At 45.9% G+C, this 18,942-nt stretch carries 8 protein-coding genes, 4 tRNA genes and 4 rRNA genes; 4 read left to right on the top strand and 12 right to left on the bottom strand.

Annotated elements, in window-relative coordinates; translation table 11 throughout:
* Positions 1-337: 337 nt before the first annotated feature.
* The 10 genes from AB8613_RS10820 to AB8613_RS10775 all read right to left on the bottom strand — a co-directional run bounded on the left by AB8613_RS10820 (position 338) and on the right by AB8613_RS10775 (position 10,640).
* Positions 338-413 (bottom strand) — tRNA-Ala (locus AB8613_RS10820).
* A gap of 14 nt (positions 414-427) precedes the next feature.
* A tRNA-Ile gene (locus tag AB8613_RS10815) sits at positions 428-504 on the bottom strand.
* A gap of 67 nt (positions 505-571) precedes the next feature.
* A 16S ribosomal RNA gene (locus tag AB8613_RS10810) occupies positions 572-2,126 on the bottom strand.
* Positions 2,127-2,534: 408 nt separating this feature from the next.
* Positions 2,535-2,650: ribosomal RNA gene (gene rrf / locus AB8613_RS10805) — 5S ribosomal RNA — on the bottom strand.
* Positions 2,651-2,762: 112 nt separating this feature from the next.
* A 23S ribosomal RNA gene (locus tag AB8613_RS10800) occupies positions 2,763-5,656 on the bottom strand.
* 346 nt (positions 5,657-6,002) lie between these two features.
* Positions 6,003-6,078: transfer RNA gene (locus tag AB8613_RS10795), tRNA-Glu, on the bottom strand.
* Between the two features lie 66 nt (positions 6,079-6,144).
* Positions 6,145-7,713, bottom strand: a 16S ribosomal RNA gene (locus AB8613_RS10790).
* The 16S, 23S and 5S rRNA genes sit together here with 3 tRNA genes alongside, the layout of an rRNA operon.
* A gap of 624 nt (positions 7,714-8,337) precedes the next feature.
* A complete protein-coding gene (locus tag AB8613_RS10785) occupies positions 8,338-9,591 on the bottom strand; it encodes an HD-GYP domain-containing protein (RefSeq protein WP_285953147.1) in 1,254 nt (417 codons plus the stop codon).
* 83 nt (positions 9,592-9,674) lie between these two features.
* Positions 9,675-10,082 carry a VOC family protein gene (locus AB8613_RS10780; protein WP_048605864.1) on the bottom strand — a complete coding sequence of 136 codons (408 nt, stop codon included), beginning with the start codon at positions 10,080-10,082 and terminating at the stop codon, positions 9,675-9,677.
* Positions 10,083-10,555: 473 nt separating this feature from the next.
* A tRNA-Leu gene (locus tag AB8613_RS10775) sits at positions 10,556-10,640 on the bottom strand.
* Between the two features lie 194 nt (positions 10,641-10,834).
* Here AB8613_RS10775 and AB8613_RS10770 point away from each other — a divergent pair.
* Complete coding sequence (locus AB8613_RS10770; RefSeq protein WP_048659251.1) at positions 10,835-11,311, top strand: RDD family protein; 477 nt, start codon at positions 10,835-10,837, stop codon at positions 11,309-11,311.
* 63 nt (positions 11,312-11,374) lie between these two features.
* Here AB8613_RS10770 and lptG read toward each other — a convergent pair whose 3' ends face one another.
* Both lptG and lptF read right to left on the bottom strand, forming a co-directional pair.
* The gene (gene lptG / locus AB8613_RS10765) at positions 11,375-12,445 is read right to left on the bottom strand and encodes an LPS export ABC transporter permease LptG (RefSeq protein ID WP_060983499.1); all 1,071 of its coding nucleotides are present in this window, start codon (positions 12,443-12,445) and stop codon (positions 11,375-11,377) included.
* Positions 12,446-12,448: 3 nt separating this feature from the next.
* Positions 12,449-13,549, bottom strand: a complete 1,101-nt coding sequence (gene lptF, locus AB8613_RS10760; protein WP_146489810.1) for an LPS export ABC transporter permease LptF — start codon at positions 13,547-13,549, stop codon at positions 12,449-12,451.
* 192 nt (positions 13,550-13,741) lie between these two features.
* On the opposite strand from lptF, the gene pepA reads away from it, so the two are divergent.
* From pepA to AB8613_RS10745, 3 genes are all read left to right on the top strand, one after another.
* Positions 13,742-15,262, top strand: a complete 1,521-nt coding sequence (pepA, locus tag AB8613_RS10755; protein WP_017058936.1) for a leucyl aminopeptidase — start codon at positions 13,742-13,744, stop codon at positions 15,260-15,262.
* Between the two features lie 99 nt (positions 15,263-15,361).
* Complete coding sequence (locus tag AB8613_RS10750; protein WP_372383814.1) at positions 15,362-15,811, top strand: DNA polymerase III subunit chi; 450 nt, start codon at positions 15,362-15,364, stop codon at positions 15,809-15,811.
* A 102-nt stretch (positions 15,812-15,913) separates the two neighbouring features.
* Positions 15,914-18,787, top strand: a complete 2,874-nt coding sequence (locus tag AB8613_RS10745; protein ID WP_372383813.1) for a valine--tRNA ligase — start codon at positions 15,914-15,916, stop codon at positions 18,785-18,787.
* Positions 18,788-18,942 lie beyond the last annotated feature (155 nt).

The raw sequence follows: 18,942 nt of genomic DNA, 5'->3' as shown, positions 1-18,942 counted from the left end.
TCACTTTAAAAAGTGAAGACAAATAAGCGTATGGCAACTAACCAAGGTTTTTGGTTGTCATCAAGAAGGGTTAATTCTTGATGACTGTTTGCCGGACTCAATTTCGATTCAAACTAAGTTTGAATCACTCTTTATTTCCACTTTTAAAAAGTGAAGACAAAAAGCCAAGACACTTGAATGTGTTTGTTGTGTTTACCATAAAGGTAAACATTGAGAACTTTTAAATTTGATTGAATTACTCGTAAGTAATCAATCAGTCAGCTTTCCAAATTGTTAAAGAGCTTGATTCAATAAATTGAACCATTTTTAAAGACTCTCTTAAGAGAATACTTAAAGATGGTGGAGCTATGCGGGATCGAACCGCAGACCTCCTGCGTGCAAGGCAGGCGCTCTCCCAGCTGAGCTATAGCCCCATCTAGGTCGATATTGGTGGGTCTGAGTGGACTTGAACCACCGACCTCCCGCTTATCAGGCGAGCGCTCTAACCAGCTGAGCTACAGACCCAATATCGTCTCTTAACTTTTCTAAACCTAATCAATCTGTGTGGACACTTATCGTGAATATCTTCGTATAAGGAGGTGATCCAGCCCCAGGTTCCCCTAGGGCTACCTTGTTACGACTTCACCCCAGTCATGAACCACAAAGTGGTGAGCGTCCTCCCCGAAAGGTTAAACTACCCACTTCTTTTGCAGCCCACTCCCATGGTGTGACGGGCGGTGTGTACAAGGCCCGGGAACGTATTCACCGTAGCATTCTGATCTACGATTACTAGCGATTCCGACTTCATGGAGTCGAGTTGCAGACTCCAATCCGGACTACGACGCACTTTTTGGGATTCGCTCACTATCGCTAGCTTGCTGCCCTCTGTATGCGCCATTGTAGCACGTGTGTAGCCCTACTCGTAAGGGCCATGATGACTTGACGTCGTCCCCACCTTCCTCCGGTTTATCACCGGCAGTCTCCCTGGAGTTCCCGACATTACTCGCTGGCAAACAAGGATAAGGGTTGCGCTCGTTGCGGGACTTAACCCAACATTTCACAACACGAGCTGACGACAGCCATGCAGCACCTGTCTCAGAGCTCCCGAAGGCACACCTGCGTCTCCGCTGGCTTCTCTGGATGTCAAGAGTAGGTAAGGTTCTTCGCGTTGCATCGAATTAAACCACATGCTCCACCGCTTGTGCGGGCCCCCGTCAATTCATTTGAGTTTTAATCTTGCGACCGTACTCCCCAGGCGGTCTACTTAACGCGTTAGCTCCGAAAGCCACGGCTCAAGGCCACAACCTCCAAGTAGACATCGTTTACGGCGTGGACTACCAGGGTATCTAATCCTGTTTGCTCCCCACGCTTTCGCATCTGAGTGTCAGTATCTGTCCAGGGGGCCGCCTTCGCCACTGGTATTCCTTCAGATCTCTACGCATTTCACCGCTACACCTGAAATTCTACCCCCCTCTACAGTACTCTAGTTCACCAGTTTCAAATGCAGTTCCGAGGTTGAGCCCCGGGCTTTCACATCTGACTTAATGAACCACCTGCATGCGCTTTACGCCCAGTAATTCCGATTAACGCTCGCACCCTCCGTATTACCGCGGCTGCTGGCACGGAGTTAGCCGGTGCTTCTTCTGTTGCTAACGTCAAGAGATAGCGCTATTAACACTACCCCCTTCCTCACAACTGAAAGTACTTTACAACCCGAAGGCCTTCTTCATACACGCGGCATGGCTGCATCAGGCTTTCGCCCATTGTGCAATATTCCCCACTGCTGCCTCCCGTAGGAGTCTGGACCGTGTCTCAGTTCCAGTGTGGCTGATCATCCTCTCAGACCAGCTAGGGATCGTCGCCTTGGTGAGCCATTACCTCACCAACTAGCTAATCCCACCTAGGCATATCTTGACGCGAGAGGCCCGAAGGTCCCCCTCTTTGGCCCGTAGGCATTATGCGGTATTAGCCATCGTTTCCAATGGTTATCCCCCACATCAAGGCAATTTCCTAGGCATTACTCACCCGTCCGCCGCTCGACGCCCATTAACGCACCCGAAGGATTGTTAGTGTCGTTTCCGCTCGACTTGCATGTGTTAGGCCTGCCGCCAGCGTTCAATCTGAGCCATGATCAAACTCTTCAATTTAAGATTTTGTGACTCAACGAATACTGACTTCAAAACTAATATTCATTCGCTCTTTTCGAAAAAGGAACATGAACATGTAATTCTAAAGCTATTACCATTCCAACAGAATGGTAATGAATTGACTGTGCCAAATAACCGAAGTTATTTGTATTGGTCACTCAGTTCATTGAAATCAATTTTGATTCCGAAGAATCTGTTTTATCTAACGATAAAACGTTTTGATATTCATCAACGAGTGCCCACACAGATTGATAGGTTTAAATTGTTAAAGAGCTTTGCTTTCAGTGCCTTAGCACTTAAGCAGGACGCGTATAATACGCTTTCTACTTTGAAAGTCAACATAAAATACTAAGAAAACTTAGAACTCTATGGTGACTTGTCTACTTTGTAGACAAAGTCGAAATTAAAGCCTGGCGATGTCCTACTCTCACATGGGGAAGCCCCACACTACCATCGGCGCTATTGTGTTTCACTTCTGAGTTCGGCATGGAATCAGGTGGGTCCACAATGCTATGGTCGCCAAGCAAATTTTAAAATTCGGAAAGCTGCTTCTCTATTTAATAGAGCTATAAAAGTTATTCTCTTCAAACTCATTCAAGGTCTGTCTTTGAGTCCACAAAACCCCTTGGGTGTTGTATGGTTAAGCCTCACGGGCAATTAGTACAGGTTAGCTCAATGCCTCGCAGCACTTACACACCCTGCCTATCAACGTCGTAGTCTACGACAACCCTTTAGGACACTTATAGTGCCAGGGAAAACTCATCTCAAGGCTCGCTTCCCGCTTAGATGCTTTCAGCGGTTATCGATTCCGAACTTAGCTACCGGGCAATGCCATTGGCATGACAACCCGAACACCAGAGGTTCGTCCACTCCGGTCCTCTCGTACTAGGAGCAGCCCCTTTCAATTTTCCAACGCCCACGGCAGATAGGGACCGAACTGTCTCACGACGTTCTAAACCCAGCTCGCGTACCACTTTAAATGGCGAACAGCCATACCCTTGGGACCGACTTCAGCCCCAGGATGTGATGAGCCGACATCGAGGTGCCAAACACCGCCGTCGATATGAACTCTTGGGCGGTATCAGCCTGTTATCCCCGGAGTACCTTTTATCCGTTGAGCGATGGCCCTTCCATTCAGAACCACCGGATCACTATGACCTGCTTTCGCACCTGCTCGAATTGTCATTCTCGCAGTCAAGCGGGCTTATGCCATTGCACTAACCACACGATGTCCAACCGTGTTTAGCCCACCTTCGTGCTCCTCCGTTACTCTTTGGGAGGAGACCGCCCCAGTCAAACTACCCACCAGGCACTGTCCGTAATCCCGATTCAGGGACCAACGTTAGAACATCAAAACTACAAGGGTGGTATTTCAAGGACGACTCCACCACATCTAGCGACGCGGTTTCAAAGTCTCCCACCTATCCTACACATGTAGGTTCAATGTTCAGTGCCAAGCTGTAGTAAAGGTTCACGGGGTCTTTCCGTCTAGCCGCGGGTACACTGCATCTTCACAGCGATTTCAATTTCACTGAGTCTCGGGTGGAGACAGCGTGGCCATCATTACGCCATTCGTGCAGGTCGGAACTTACCCGACAAGGAATTTCGCTACCTTAGGACCGTTATAGTTACGGCCGCCGTTTACCGGGGCTTCGATCAAGAGCTTCGACCGAAGTCTAACCCCATCAATTAACCTTCCGGCACCGGGCAGGCGTCACACCGTATACGTCATCTTACGATTTTGCACAGTGCTGTGTTTTTAATAAACAGTTGCAGCCACCTGGTATCTGCGACTCTCGTCTGCTCCATCCGCAAGGGACTTCACTGATAAGAGCGTACCTTCTCCCGAAGTTACGGTACCATTTTGCCTAGTTCCTTCACCCGAGTTCTCTCAAGCGCCTTGGTATTCTCTACCCGACCACCTGTGTCGGTTTGGGGTACGATTCCTTACAATCTGAAGCTTAGAGGCTTTTCCTGGAAGCATGGCATCAATGACTTCACTACCGTAGTAGCTCGACATCGTATCTCAGCGTTAGTAGCGGTCCGGATTTACCTAAACCACCCGCCTACGTACTTGAACCTGGACAACCGTCGCCAGGCCCACCTAGCCTTCTCCGTCCCCCCATCGCAATTGTAAGAAGTACGGGAATATTAACCCGTTTCCCATCGACTACGCCTTTCGGCCTCGCCTTAGGAGTCGACTTACCCTGCCCCGATTAACGTTGGACAGGAACCCTTGGTCTTCCGGCGAGGGAGTTTTTCACTCCCTTTATCGTTACTCATGTCAGCATTCGCACTTCTGATACCTCCAGCAGCCCTTACAGACCACCTTCAACGGCTTACAGAACGCTCCCCTACCCCACGCACCCTAAGGTACGTAGCCGCAGCTTCGGTGTATAGCTTAGCCCCGTTACATCTTCCGCGCAGGCCGACTCGACCAGTGAGCTATTACGCTTTCTTTAAATGATGGCTGCTTCTAAGCCAACATCCTGGCTGTCTGAGCCTTCCCACATCGTTTCCCACTTAGCTATACTTTGGGACCTTAGCTGGCGGTCTGGGTTGTTTCCCTCTCCACGACGGACGTTAGCACCCGCCGTGTGTCTCCCGGATAGTACTTACTGGTATTCGGAGTTTGCAAAGGGTTGGTAAGTCGGGATGACCCCCTAGCCTTAACAGTGCTCTACCCCCAGTAGTATTCGTCCGAGGCGCTACCTAAATAGCTTTCGGGGAGAACCAGCTATCTCCAGGTTTGATTGGCCTTTCACCCCTAGCCACAAGTCATCCGCTAATTTTTCAACATTAGTCGGTTCGGTCCTCCAGTTGATGTTACTCAACCTTCAACCTGCCCATGGCTAGATCACCTGGTTTCGGGTCTAATCCTAGCAACTGTACGCCCAGTTAAGACTCGGTTTCCCTACGGCTCCCCTAAACGGTTAACCTTGCTACTAAAATTAAGTCGCTGACCCATTATACAAAAGGTACGCAGTCACACCACGAAGGTGCTCCTACTGCTTGTACGTACACGGTTTCAGGTTCTATTTCACTCCCCTCACAGGGGTTCTTTTCGCCTTTCCCTCACGGTACTGGTTCACTATCGGTCAGTCAGTAGTATTTAGCCTTGGAGGATGGTCCCCCCATATTCAGACAGGATATCACGTGTCCCGCCCTACTCGTTTTCACTGATGATGAGATGTCGATTACGGGGCTATCACCCTTTACTGCGGCACTTTCCAGAGCCTTCATCTGTCTCATTAAAAGCTTAAGGGCTAATCCAATTTCGCTCGCCGCTACTTTCGGAATCTCGGTTGATTTCTCTTCCTCGGGGTACTTAGATGTTTCAGTTCCCCCGGTTTGCCTCCTGTTGCTATGTATTCACAACAGGATACTTACTTATGTAAGTGGGTTTCCCCATTCAGGAATCCCAGACTCAAAAGGTTATTACTACCTAATCTGGGCTTATCGCAAGTTATTACGCCTTTCATCGCCTCTGACTGCCAAGGCATCCACCGTGTACGCTTAGTCACTTAACCATACAACCCGAAAGGGTTTCTATTTGATTTCACTTTAAAAAGTGAAGACAAATAAGCGTATGGCAACTAACCAAGGTTTTTGGTTGTCATCAAGAAGGGTTAATTCTTGATAATTGTTTGCCGGACTCAATGTGATTCAAACAAGTTTGAATCGAATACAAGACACTTGAATGTGTTTGTTGTGTCTACCATAAAGGTAAACATTGAGAACTTTTAAATTTGATTGAATTACTCGTAAGTAATCAATCAGTCAGCTTTCCAAATTATTAAAGAGCGAATCACTTCATAACGAAGTAACCATTTTTAAATATTCTCATCGGTTTTGGCTTCAAAGAACGCTTAAAGATGGTATCCCGTAGGGGAGTCGAACCCCTGTTACCGCCGTGAAAGGGCGGTGTCCTAGGCCTCTAGACGAACGGGACACTAAGATGCTCTAACTTTCTAAACCTAATCAATCTGTGTGGACACTTATCGTGAGTATCTTCGTATAAGGAGGTGATCCAGCCCCAGGTTCCCCTAGGGCTACCTTGTTACGACTTCACCCCAGTCATGAACCACAAAGTGGTGAGCGTCCTCCCCGAAAGGTTAAACTACCCACTTCTTTTGCAGCCCACTCCCATGGTGTGACGGGCGGTGTGTACAAGGCCCGGGAACGTATTCACCGTAGCATTCTGATCTACGATTACTAGCGATTCCGACTTCATGGAGTCGAGTTGCAGACTCCAATCCGGACTACGACGCACTTTTTGGGATTCGCTCACTATCGCTAGCTTGCTGCCCTCTGTATGCGCCATTGTAGCACGTGTGTAGCCCTACTCGTAAGGGCCATGATGACTTGACGTCGTCCCCACCTTCCTCCGGTTTATCACCGGCAGTCTCCCTGGAGTTCCCGACATTACTCGCTGGCAAACAAGGATAAGGGTTGCGCTCGTTGCGGGACTTAACCCAACATTTCACAACACGAGCTGACGACAGCCATGCAGCACCTGTCTCAGAGTTCCCGAAGGCACTAAGCTATCTCTAGCGAATTCTCTGGATGTCAAGAGTAGGTAAGGTTCTTCGCGTTGCATCGAATTAAACCACATGCTCCACCGCTTGTGCGGGCCCCCGTCAATTCATTTGAGTTTTAATCTTGCGACCGTACTCCCCAGGCGGTCTACTTAACGCGTTAGCTCCGAAAGCCACTCCTCAAGGGAACAACCTCCAAGTAGACATCGTTTACGGCGTGGACTACCAGGGTATCTAATCCTGTTTGCTCCCCACGCTTTCGCATCTGAGTGTCAGTGTCTGTCCAGGGGGCCGCCTTCGCCACTGGTATTCCTTCAGATCTCTACGCATTTCACCGCTACACCTGAAATTCTACCCCCTCTACAGCACTCTAGTTCACCAGTTTCAAATGCGGTTCCGAGGTTGAGCCCCGGGCTTTCACATCTGACTTAATGAACCACCTGCATGCGCTTTACGCCCAGTAATTCCGATTAACGCTCGCACCCTCCGTATTACCGCGGCTGCTGGCACGGAGTTAGCCGGTGCTTCTTCTGTAGGTAACGTCAAATCCATACGCTATTAACGCATGAACCTTCCTCCCTACTGAAAGTACTTTACAACCCTAAGGCCTTCTTCATACACGCGGCATGGCTGCATCAGGCTTTCGCCCATTGTGCAATATTCCCCACTGCTGCCTCCCGTAGGAGTCTGGACCGTGTCTCAGTTCCAGTGTGGCTGATCATCCTCTCAGACCAGCTAGAGATCGTCGCCTTGGTGAGCTCTTACCTCACCAACTAGCTAATCTCACCTGGGCTAATCTTAGCGCGAGAGGCCCGAAGGTCCCCCTCTTTGGTTCCTGTTCGTAATAAACAAAAACATTATGCGGTATTAGCTATCGTTTCCAATAGTTATCCCCCACACTAAGGCATATTCCCAGGCATTACTCACCCGTCCGCCGCTCGACGCCCATTAACGCACCCGAAGGATTGTTAGTGTCGTTTCCGCTCGACTTGCATGTGTTAGGCCTGCCGCCAGCGTTCAATCTGAGCCATGATCAAACTCTTCAATTTAAGATTTTGTGACTCAACGAATACTGACTTCAAAACTAATATTCATGTAAACATGAACATGTAATTCTAAAGCTATTACCATTCCAACAGAATGATAATGAATTGACTGTGCCAAATAACCCCTCTCTATATAGAAAGTAATTATTCGTATTGGTCACTCAGTTCATTGAAATCAATGTTGTTACCGAAGTAACTGTTATTACGCTCTTTCGAAAAAGAACCAATAACGTTTTGATATTCATCAACGAGTGCCCACACAGATTGATAGGTTTAAATTGTTAAAGAGCTTCTCTTCGTTGTGACTTACATCACTTCGGAAGAGGCGGCCATTCTAGCGATTTAATTCTCAGTGTCAAACACTTATTTGGAATTAATTCCTACTTTCTAAAAGTAGAAGCGAATCATCGCTTAAAGCTAGTTGCCTTACTAACATTCTTCGCTGAAGCCTTGTGGCGTCTGCCGTGTCAGTGAGGCGGCATTATAGAGATGCCGCTCATATTGGCAAGCAATAAATGCGTTTTTTATTAAAAAAAGAGGTTAAGCGACGACATTTCAACCAAGGGCTTATTTATACCATTTTCACCCCAAGTTTCGAACAAACTACCCACAACAACCTGTGGATAACTACTCTCCACTATCAAAAAAGTAAGATAAACGAGCCCTAGGGTTTAGATACTCTCGAACTTGTTCAGGTAACTTGCTTGGGTGAACGGCATTAACGATTTTGATCTCTTTAATAAAGAGGTCAATGATCGGGGCTTGAGTTCTTGGCACGCTAGGATCATAGATAAGTACATTTGGATAAAGCATATGCTTAGCGTTAACGGATATCACAATCCCAATCGAATCATTTGAAAGCTGTACTACGGTTCCTGGTGGGTACACTCCCATGAACTTAACCAACAGACCCAAGTTATCTTGGCTATATAGATGTTTACAGCTCTTATATAAGTGAGACAGCGCCAAATACGGGATCATTTGTTGAGATTGCGTTTTACCATGGCAAAGGTTATCGAATGCATTAGCCACAGAGACTATCTTGGCAAATTCATCAATCTCGTGTTCTTTTAAGCCCTCGGGGTAACCAGAACCATCATTCTTCTCATGATGTTGAGCGATCACCTTTTTAGCACTTTCAGGAAAGTCATCAATTCCTGCAACAATATCCGCACCATATTTCGTATGAAGCTTCAGGTAGTTCTCTTCAGGTATTGTCAGGGCGCTTTGCTTTCTTAGTATCGCGACTGGTATTTTGATTTTACCTACATCGTGAAACAGTGCTGCGAAGGAGAGCTCTTTCAATTGTTGTGTATTATAGCCTTTGGCCTTACCTACCATCAGTGCAACAACCGAAACGTTTAAAGTATGAAAGTAAATGTCTTCGAAATCCGCTTTAGTATTCATAAGATGCAAGGTAACGTTATCATCGCTCACTAGGGTTTCAACGATATCATCAACAAGAGCCTTAACCTCCCCCACCGCATCTAAAGGTCTGTTACGGATCTTAGTCATCACAGAGCGCATTCGAGCAAGCGAACGTTCAAACTCTCTCTCGCAATGACTCACCCTGCGACGGTAAGAGCTAAGGGTTTCGATACGCTCATGCTTATCTTTCCACATTCTTTCCGTTTCAAGGCTTACCTGTGAATCAATATCAACTTCTTGTTCACCGACGTGATTAACAGGTAGAGGCGAGGTATCACTTTGGCTCAGGTTTATATAGACGTGCTTAATCCCAAGATGTCGAATTACTTTTACTTGAGCGTCATCTTTGATTTTAAAGCTGTTGAATAAAAATGGGTGTTCATTCCATTTTACGGGGAGTCGTATATGCAGACCGGGCTGAATTCGATCTACGGTAATCTTTATGCTGCCCATTTTTATATATAATATTGATGATTAATCTCTATTTATAATTCTAATAAAACCAAGCAGCAATTTCACTATCCAATTTCACAGGTTCAACTTAAAGAATCACAGTGCACCATCCAGCGTATACCAAACTTATCTTCTACTTTGCCAAATCGAGCCCCCCAAAACGTATCTGCGAGTGGAGTCATTATCCGCCCTCCCTTCTTTAGCTTTTCAAAGATTTGTTCTTGAGTCGCGGTATCTTCAGTCACAAGAGATAGAGCGAGATTGTTACCTTCAAGCTCCTTGGCTTTAACGCCATCAGACATCATCAGCTTCATACCAAACGCTTCGAACTCAGCATGCATAACCCAATCAGGTTGAGCTCCCTCTATTACCTGTGGTGCATCACTGAAAAGTTGTTTCGATAAAACCACACCACCAAAACACTTATGATAAAAATCCAACGCTTCACTACAACGACCATCAAAAAATAAGTAAGGGGTTACTGTCAGCATATTTCTCTCCTCTGTTAATCCTTTAAACATAGACAATAGAATAGAGAATGACAGGTAACATCATGATTTAAGATGATTAATTCATTATCAGATCGAATAGCGAAGGGAAATTATGGGATTTAGGAATGAAACATCAAGATCTGTCTAATTAAAGAAGCCTTCTTGTCGCCACCGCGAAGGCAACGCTTCCTATACTCCAGATACAACAAAGCCCGACTTTCGTCGAGGCTTTATCATTTAAATATGGTACCGGTAGGCGACTTGACTGGGCTTGCATCTAAGCCGACACGCTGGATTTCAAATTCACATACGTCCCAACGACGAAAGGTCGCTATAAAAGCGACCTTTCTATATTTGGTACCGGTAGGCGGGCTGATTGGACAGGCATTCCTGCCGCCACCACGAAGGCAACGTTATCAGCTCTCCAGATACAACAAAGCCCCGACTTGAGTCGAGGCTTTGTCATTTAAATATGGTACCGGTAGGCGGACTTGAACCGCCACGCCCGAAGGCAACGGATTTTGAATCCGTCGTGTATACCAATTTCACCATACCGGCATTATCTTGGGGCATTGCCCTTTCGATGTTTGGCATTATACGTATGCGAACTGATGTGGCAAGTATAAAAACTTGAATTCATGTGTGTTTGCCGATAATTTCGCCACTAAGTCATAAGCTGTGCGTCATGTCTCTTTTCAGGCTAAGCCTTAAACTATATTCTGACGCCTCAATTTTTAAAGAAGTAATAACACATGACATCAACAAACACTCTGCCACCAGCAGGAGTCATGCGCCGATTTGGTGCCTTGTTCTATGACGCTCTGATCGTAATCGCTATTGAAATGTTGGCGGCTGGCGTCATTGTCGCTCTACTGCACGCGCTCATGGCTCTCGGCATTTTTAACCACAGCGGTTATGCCGATGTTAGTGACTTCTTAACCAACCATCCGATTTGGAGCCCTGCATACACCTTTTACTTGGTGGCCGTTTGGGTCTATTTCTTTGTGTTTTTCTGGACTAGAGCAGGTCAAACTCTCGGTATGAGAGCTTGGAAGCTGCGCGTTCAAAACAAAGATGGCTCAGCTATCACAGTAACTCAGGCGCTAATTCGCTTAGGTACTTCAGGTTTTGGATTGGCAAACTTGTGTGTTCCATTCGATCCTCAAAAACGTGGCTTTCACGATATCTGGGCAAAGACCGAAGTCGTTGTGTTACCACAAGCACGATAGCGTGATTTAAGTTAGCTCCAATTAAGATCAAAAAAGGAAGGCGTTAGCCTTCCTTTTTTCTAGTTACAGTTTTCGCCTCAAGAGCATGATGGCTATTCCAAGGAACACTACGCTCGGGGCTATTGCGCCAAAGGCGGGCGGTATTTGATAAACCAAACTCACCGGGCCAAAGAACTCACTGGATATATAGAAGGTAAAGCCAGCAATAACACCTGACAGTATTCTCGCGCCCATGGTTACACTACGCAGAGGACCAAAGATAAACGACAGTGCCATCAACATCATAACTGCGATCGAAATTGGCTGAGTTATCTTTCTCCATAATGCCAGTTCATAACGTGATGCATCTTGCTCTGAAGCTTTGAGGTAAGAAACATAATCATACAATCCACTTAACGACAACTCTTCTGGTTTAACCGTTACTATCGCGAGCTTATCTGGAGCGAGAGAAGTCTCCCAAGAATAAGTTGGTAAACTTTCTTTGGTAATTTGAAGTTCGTTTTCAAAAGACGTGATCTCTACATTCTTCATAGTCCACACGTTATCTCCAACGTAATCCACTTCCTCAGAGTAAATAGCAGTCTTTAGAGCCTTGTTCTCATCAAAGCGCCACATATTCATGCCATATAACTTCTGATCATCGATTTTAACAATGAAGATGAAGTCATTAGCATCACGAGCCCAGACACCACTTTGCGTCGAGATAATATTGCCACCAGCAATAGAGATTGTTCTTAAATCACGAGCCATCTTCTGCGCTTGCGGCGCACCCCATTGACCAAGCAATGTCACCACGATCATCAGTGGAATAGCGGTTTTAAGTACCGATAGGCCGATATCTAACTTAGAGAAGCCTGCCGCCTGCATTACTACCAGTTCAGAACTCGCAGCAAGCATACCTAATCCAATCAAAGCACCAAGCAATGCAGCCATTGGGAAAAACATTTCGATATCACGAGGGATACTTAACAAAACAAAATACAATGCTTGTAATAGATCGTATGTACCACGGCCAACTTTTCTCAGCTGCTCTACATACTTGATAATCCCAGAGAGACCAACAAACGTCACCAATACCAGCGACGTCGTTGCGATGATGGTTCTGCCTATATATAAATCGAGAATCTTAAACACGGCTTAAGCCAACCTCTTATTCTTGAATTTTTCTTTCAAACGCCTTACTGCCACGCTATCCATAAAGTTTGCACCAATCGCGACAAATAACAATAACGCATTAATTGGCCACATGCCGATTACCGCAGGAATACTGCCCTCTTCGATTGAAGACTTAGTTGCACTGATTGCTAAGAAATAGGTGAGATAAATCAGTATTGCTGGGCCGATTTTCGCAAAACGACCTTGTCGAGGGTTTACCGCAGATAGTGGCACGACAAGCATGGTCAACAATGGAATACAAAGTACCAAAGAAATACGCCATTGTAATTCAGCTTTCGCGCTATTATTCGGGTTGCCGATAAGATCAATTGTAGGGATAGCTTCCCAATCTCGACCTTTCTTCTCAACTTCACGTTGACCGATCAGACCTTCGTACTCTTCAAAATGTGTCACCATATAATCAAGACGTGTAGGCACACCTTCATGGCGAGTACCATCGTACATCACGATAACCTGGCGACCATCGCTGAGCTCTTTTACATCTCCCGACTTCGAGAACATCACACTTGGAAGTACTGAATCGCGCGGGCGCATTTGAGCAACGAACACATTTTCTAATTTATTACCGTCGATATCATCAATAAACACCACAGAAGAACCATCCGGTGTACCTTCGAATTTGCCTTTCGGTAATAAATCAACGCTGTTCTCCGCTGCCACTTCTTCATACATTTGTTCAACTTTGTCTTGTGACCAAGGAGATAACCAAAATGAGTTAAAGGCAGCAACTGTCGCCGTAATCAAAGCAAGGTAAAGTGCAGATTGGATCAGGAATTTATTACCAATACCGGTGGCGTTCATGACCACTATTTCACTTTCAGCGTAAAGGCGCCCAAAAGTGAGCAAAATACCAATATAGATACTGAGTGGAAGCATCAACAAGCCCATCGCTGGCATATTTAAGCCAACAATCGACAATATTAGACTCGCAGGGATATCACCATCAGAGGCGTCCGCTAAAACACTGATGAATTTTTGGCTGAGAAACACGAGAAAGAGAACAAAAAAGATCGCAAATTGGCTCTTGATTGTCTCGCGGATCAAATATCTAACAATAATCACGCTCAAATTACCTATACAAAACTTGTTTTTTTGATTGAATCACTATAATTTCCCGTTGAACCTTTTATTTTTTTAAATTTTTAGCTAAGTGTTAGCGTTCTTCTTTAAGGTTAGTTCCATTATAGGATCCAACAAGTAAGAACCCATTATCTAACATTTAGTTCGATTTGTCTTCAGGATGTAGGAGTACGCATGGAGTTCAGTGTAAAAAGTGGCAGCCCAGAGAAGCAACGCAGCGCATGTATCGTTGTCGGTGTATTCGAACCGCGCCGCCTTTCTCCAGTAGCCGAGCAATTAGATAAGATTAGTGATGGCTACATTAGTTCACTGCTTCGTCGCGGTGATCTAGAGGGTAAACCTGGCCAGATGCTACTACTGCATCAAGTACCTGGTGTACTTTCGGAACGTGTTCTACTGGTAGGCTGTGGTAAAGAACGTGAGCTAGGCGAGCGTCAATACAAAGAAATTATCCAAAAAACCATCAGCACACTAAACGAAACTGGTTCTATGGAAGCGGTATGTTTCCTTACAGAACTGCACGTTAAAGGTCGCGATACTTATTGGAAAGTTCGCCAAGCGGTAGAAGCGACTAAAGATGGTCTTTACACATTCGACCAATTCAAGAGCAATAAACCAGAAACTCGTCGCCCACTACGTAAATTGGTATTCAACGTACCAACACGTCGCGAACTGAGCCTTGGTGAGAAAGCAATTTCTCACGGCCTTGCTATTGCTTCAGGTGTAAAAGCGTCTAAAGATCTGGGCAACATGCCACCGAACATCGCAAACCCTGCGTACCTTGCTTCTCAAGCTCGTCGTTTAGCTGACGATTACGAGACAGTGAAGACCAAGATCATTGGCGAAGAAGAGATGGAAAAACTGGGTATGACATCATACCTAGCGGTTGGCCGAGGTTCTAAAAATGAATCCATGATGTCTATCATGGAATACAAAGGCGCTCCGGATCCAGATGCGAAACCGATTGTACTGGTAGGTAAAGGTCTGACTTTTGATTCAGGCGGTATCTCACTTAAGCCTGGTGAAGGTATGGATGAGATGAAGTACGACATGTGTGGTGCTGCGTCTGTATTCGGTACAATGAAAGCATTGGCTAAATTGAACCTACCAATTAACGTGGTTGGTATCCTAGCCGGTTGTGAAAACATGCCTGGCAGCAATGCTTACCGTCCAGGTGATATCCTAACGACAATGTCAGGCCAAACGGTTGAAGTATTAAACACTGATGCTGAAGGTCGCTTGGTTCTATGTGACGCTCTAACTTACGTTGAGCGTTTTGAACCAGATTGTGTTGTCGATGTTGCTACGCTAACTGGCGCATGTGTTATCGCTCTAGGTCACCACATCAGTGGCGTTCTATCGAACCACAACCCGCTTTCTCACGAACTTGTTAATGCTTCTGAGCAAGCAAGTGACCGAGCATGGCGTCTACCTATGGCAGACGAGTACCATGAGCAACTAAACAGCCCGTTCGCTGATATGGCGAACATCGGTGGTCGTCCTGGCGGCACAATTACTGCTGGTTGCTTCCTATCTAAATTTACTAAGAAGTACCACTGGGCACACATCGATAGTGCTGGTACAGCTTGGAAGTCAGGCGCAGCGAAAGGCTCGACAGGTCGTCCTGTCTCAATGCTAGTCCAATTCTTATTGAACCGCAGCGGCCAAGAGACTGAAGAGCAATCTTCAAAATAATAAAAAGGGCCTACGGGCCCTTTTTTAATAAGCGCTATTTGTTAGACCCTGTTAACCAAGTAACATTGATATCCACGATTTTCAGTTCGAGTATTAAGTATGCAGACTGCTACATTTTACATTGTGCCTTCAGACAGCCCGCAAGCCAACGAAGATGGTTTTGCTCACTATGTGCTGTTTCTTGCTCAGCACTTTGCGAAACAAGGCGCTAAACTTTATCTCAACTGTAATGACAAAGAACATGCCGAGTGTATTGCTGAAGTTTTCTGGCAAGTCGAACCCAGTGAGTTTATAGCGCACAACTTGGTTGGCGAAGGCCCGAAGTATTCAACCAACATCGAAATTGGCTATCAAGGCGTAAAACATAATTGGAATCGTCAGCTAGTAATTAATCTGGCCGATAATCATACAACCTTTGCGAACGCCTTTGCTCAGGTGATAGACTTCGTCCCTTGCGAAGAAAAAGCTAAGCAACTCGCTCGAGAAAGGTATAAAATTTACCGTCAGGCTGGATATCAGCTACAAACTATCGAGATTCAACATCCATAGTCAAACCTCATAGTTAAAGCTATCTTTGGATTTAGATTCAAGAAGCTTCACTTATGAAGTTTGACCACGATTAACCATTCACAGTATCCGTTTAAGAGCACTATGGAAAAGACATACAACCCAACATCAATCGAACAAGCTCTGTATAAGACTTGGGAAGAGAAAGGCTACTTTAAGCCACACGGTGACACATCAAAAGAAGCTTACAGCATCATGATCCCGCCACCGAACGTCACTGGCAGCCTACACATGGGTCACGCGTTCCAAGATACGATCATGGATACGCTTATCCGAGCTCAACGTATGAAAGGCAAAAATACCCTTTGGCAAGTGGGTACTGACCACGCTGGTATCGCAACTCAGATGGTTGTAGAGCGTAAGATTGCTGCTGAAGAAGGCAAAACAAAACACGACTACGGCCGTGAAGCTTTCATCGACAAGATCTGGGAATGGAAAGGCGAGTCTGGTGGTACTATCACTCAACAGCTTCGTCGCCTTGGTGCATCTGTAGATTGGGATCGTGAGCGATTCACTATGGATGACGGCCTATCGGCTGCGACTCAAGAAGTGTTTGTTCGTCTATACGAAGAAGACCTAATCTACCGTGGTAAGCGTCTAGTAAACTGGGATCCTAAACTGCACACTGCAATTTCAGATCTTGAAGTTGAAAACAAAGACAAAAAAGGTTTCATGTGGCACTTCCGCTACCCGCTCGCGAACGGTGTTAAAACGGCTGATGGTAAAGACTACATCGTTGTTGCGACTACTCGTCCAGAAACCATGCTTGGTGATACTGGCGTAGCGGTTAACCCAGAAGATCCTCGTTACAAAGATCTTATCGGTAAAGAAATCCTACTTCCTGTTGTTAACCGTCTTATCCCTATCGTAGGCGATGAGCACGCAGACATGGAAAAAGGCACGGGTTGTGTGAAGATCACACCGGCTCACGACTTTAACGATTACGAAGTTGGTAAGCGCAATAACCTACCAATGATCAACATCCTAACGTTCAACGCTGATATCCGTGATGCTGCTGAAGTATTCACAACCAACGGCGAAGAAAGCGATGTTTACTCAACAGATATCCCTGCTAAGTACCAAGGCATGGAGCGTTTTGCTGCACGTAAAGCTATCGTTGCTGAATTCGATGAACTTGGTCTACTTGAAGAGATCAAAGATCACGACCTAACAGTCCCTTACGGCGACCGTGGTGGCGTGGTTATCGAACCAATGCTGACTGACCAATGGTACGTGCGTACAGCACCTCTTGCAGAACCAGCAGTTAAAGCGGTTGAAGATGGTGAGATCCAATTCGTACCTAAGCAGTACGAAAACATGTACTTCGCGTGGATGCGCGACGTGCAAGATTGGTGTATCTCTCGTCAACTTTGGTGGGGCCACCGTATCCCAGCATGGTACGACAACGATGGCAAAGTTTACGTAGGTCGCACTGAAGAAGAAGTTCGTGAAAAGAACAACCTAGCACCTGTTGTTGTGCTTAAGCAAGACGACGACGTACTGGATACTTGGTTCTCTTCTGCACTTTGGACGTTCGGCACGCAAGGCTGGCCTGAAAACACTGAAGCAATGAAAACATTCCACCCATCAGAAGTACTAGTATCTGGTTTTGATATTATCTTCTTCTGGGTTGCTCGTATGATCATGATGACCATGCACTTTGTGAAAGACGAAGATGGCAAAGCTCAAGTACCTTTCAAAACGGTTTACATGACGGGTCTTATCCGTGATGAAAACGGCGACAAGATGTCTAAGTCGAAAGGTAACGTACTTGACCCAATCGACATGATTGACGGCATCGGCCTTGAAGAGCTAGTAGAGAAGCGTTGTGGCAACATGATGCAACCTAAACTGGCTGCTAAAATCGAAAAAGCAACACGTAAAACTTTCGAAAACGGTATCGAACCATACGGTACTGATGCGCTACGTTTCACTCTTGCTGCTATGGCTTCAACTGGCCGTGACATCAACTGGGACATGAAGCGTCTTGAAGGTTACCGTAACTTCTGTAACAAGCTATGGAACGCAAGCCGTTACGTACTGATGAATACAGAAGAGCACGATTGTGGCATGTCACAGTCTGTAGAAGACCGTGCAAACATGGAATTCTCTCTAGCAGACAAGTGGATTGAATCTCAGTTTGAAATTACAGCGAAAGAGTTTAATGCTCACCTAGACAACTACCGTCTGGACATGGCAGCAAACACGCTTTACGAATTCATCTGGAACCAATTCTGTGACTGGTACTTAGAGCTAACTAAACCTGTTCTTTGGAAGGGTACTGAAGCTCAGCAACAAGCGACTCGTTACACGCTTATCACGGTTCTTGAGAAAACTCTGCGTCTTGCTCACCCTGTTCTTCCTTACATCACGGAATCTATCTGGCAGAGCGTTAAGCCGCTAGTAGATGGCGTTGAAGGCGAGACAATCATGACTCAAGCGCTTCCTCAGTTTAATGAAGCTAACTTCAATGCTGAGATCGTTGACGACATCGAATGGGTTAAGACTTTCATCACTGCTATCCGTAACCTACGTGCGGAATACGACATTGCACCAAGCCAAGGCTTAGAAGTAATGATCAAAGTAGCGGATGAGAAAGACGCAGCTCGTATCGAAGCAAACAAGATCGTTCTAAACTCTCTAGCTAAACTAGACGATATTAAAGTTCTAGCTGATGGCGAAGAGACTCCAGCTTGTGCAACCAAACTGGTTGGCAAATCTGAGCTGATGATCCCAATGGCGGGTCTTATCGACAAAGATGCTGAGCTTGCTCGTCTAGATAAAGAAGTAGCTAAAACTCACGGCGAGATTAAGCGTATCGAAGGTAAGCTAGGTAACGAAGGTTTCGTTGCTAAAGCACCAGAAGCGGTTATCGCGAAAGAGCGTGAAAAGCTTGAAGGCTACCAAGAGACTCTTGTGAAGCTTGAAGAGCAAAAAGCGACCATCGCTGCGCTTTAAAACCGAGTGAACGAGAAGGCTTCGAACTTCTCGCTCTAAATAGAAAGGTTGGTCTTCGTGACCAGCCTTTTTTTATACCTCTGACTACTATGCTTCTCACTCTAGCCTCAATTATTGATAGGTTTCATCTATCAAATTAATTTCTACTTCCCATT

It is taken from the genome of Vibrio sp. BS-M-Sm-2 (assembly GCF_041504345.1).
Classification (GTDB): domain Bacteria; phylum Pseudomonadota; class Gammaproteobacteria; order Enterobacterales; family Vibrionaceae; genus Vibrio; species Vibrio satsumensis.
This window is presented reverse-complemented; position numbering and strand designations above follow the sequence as displayed.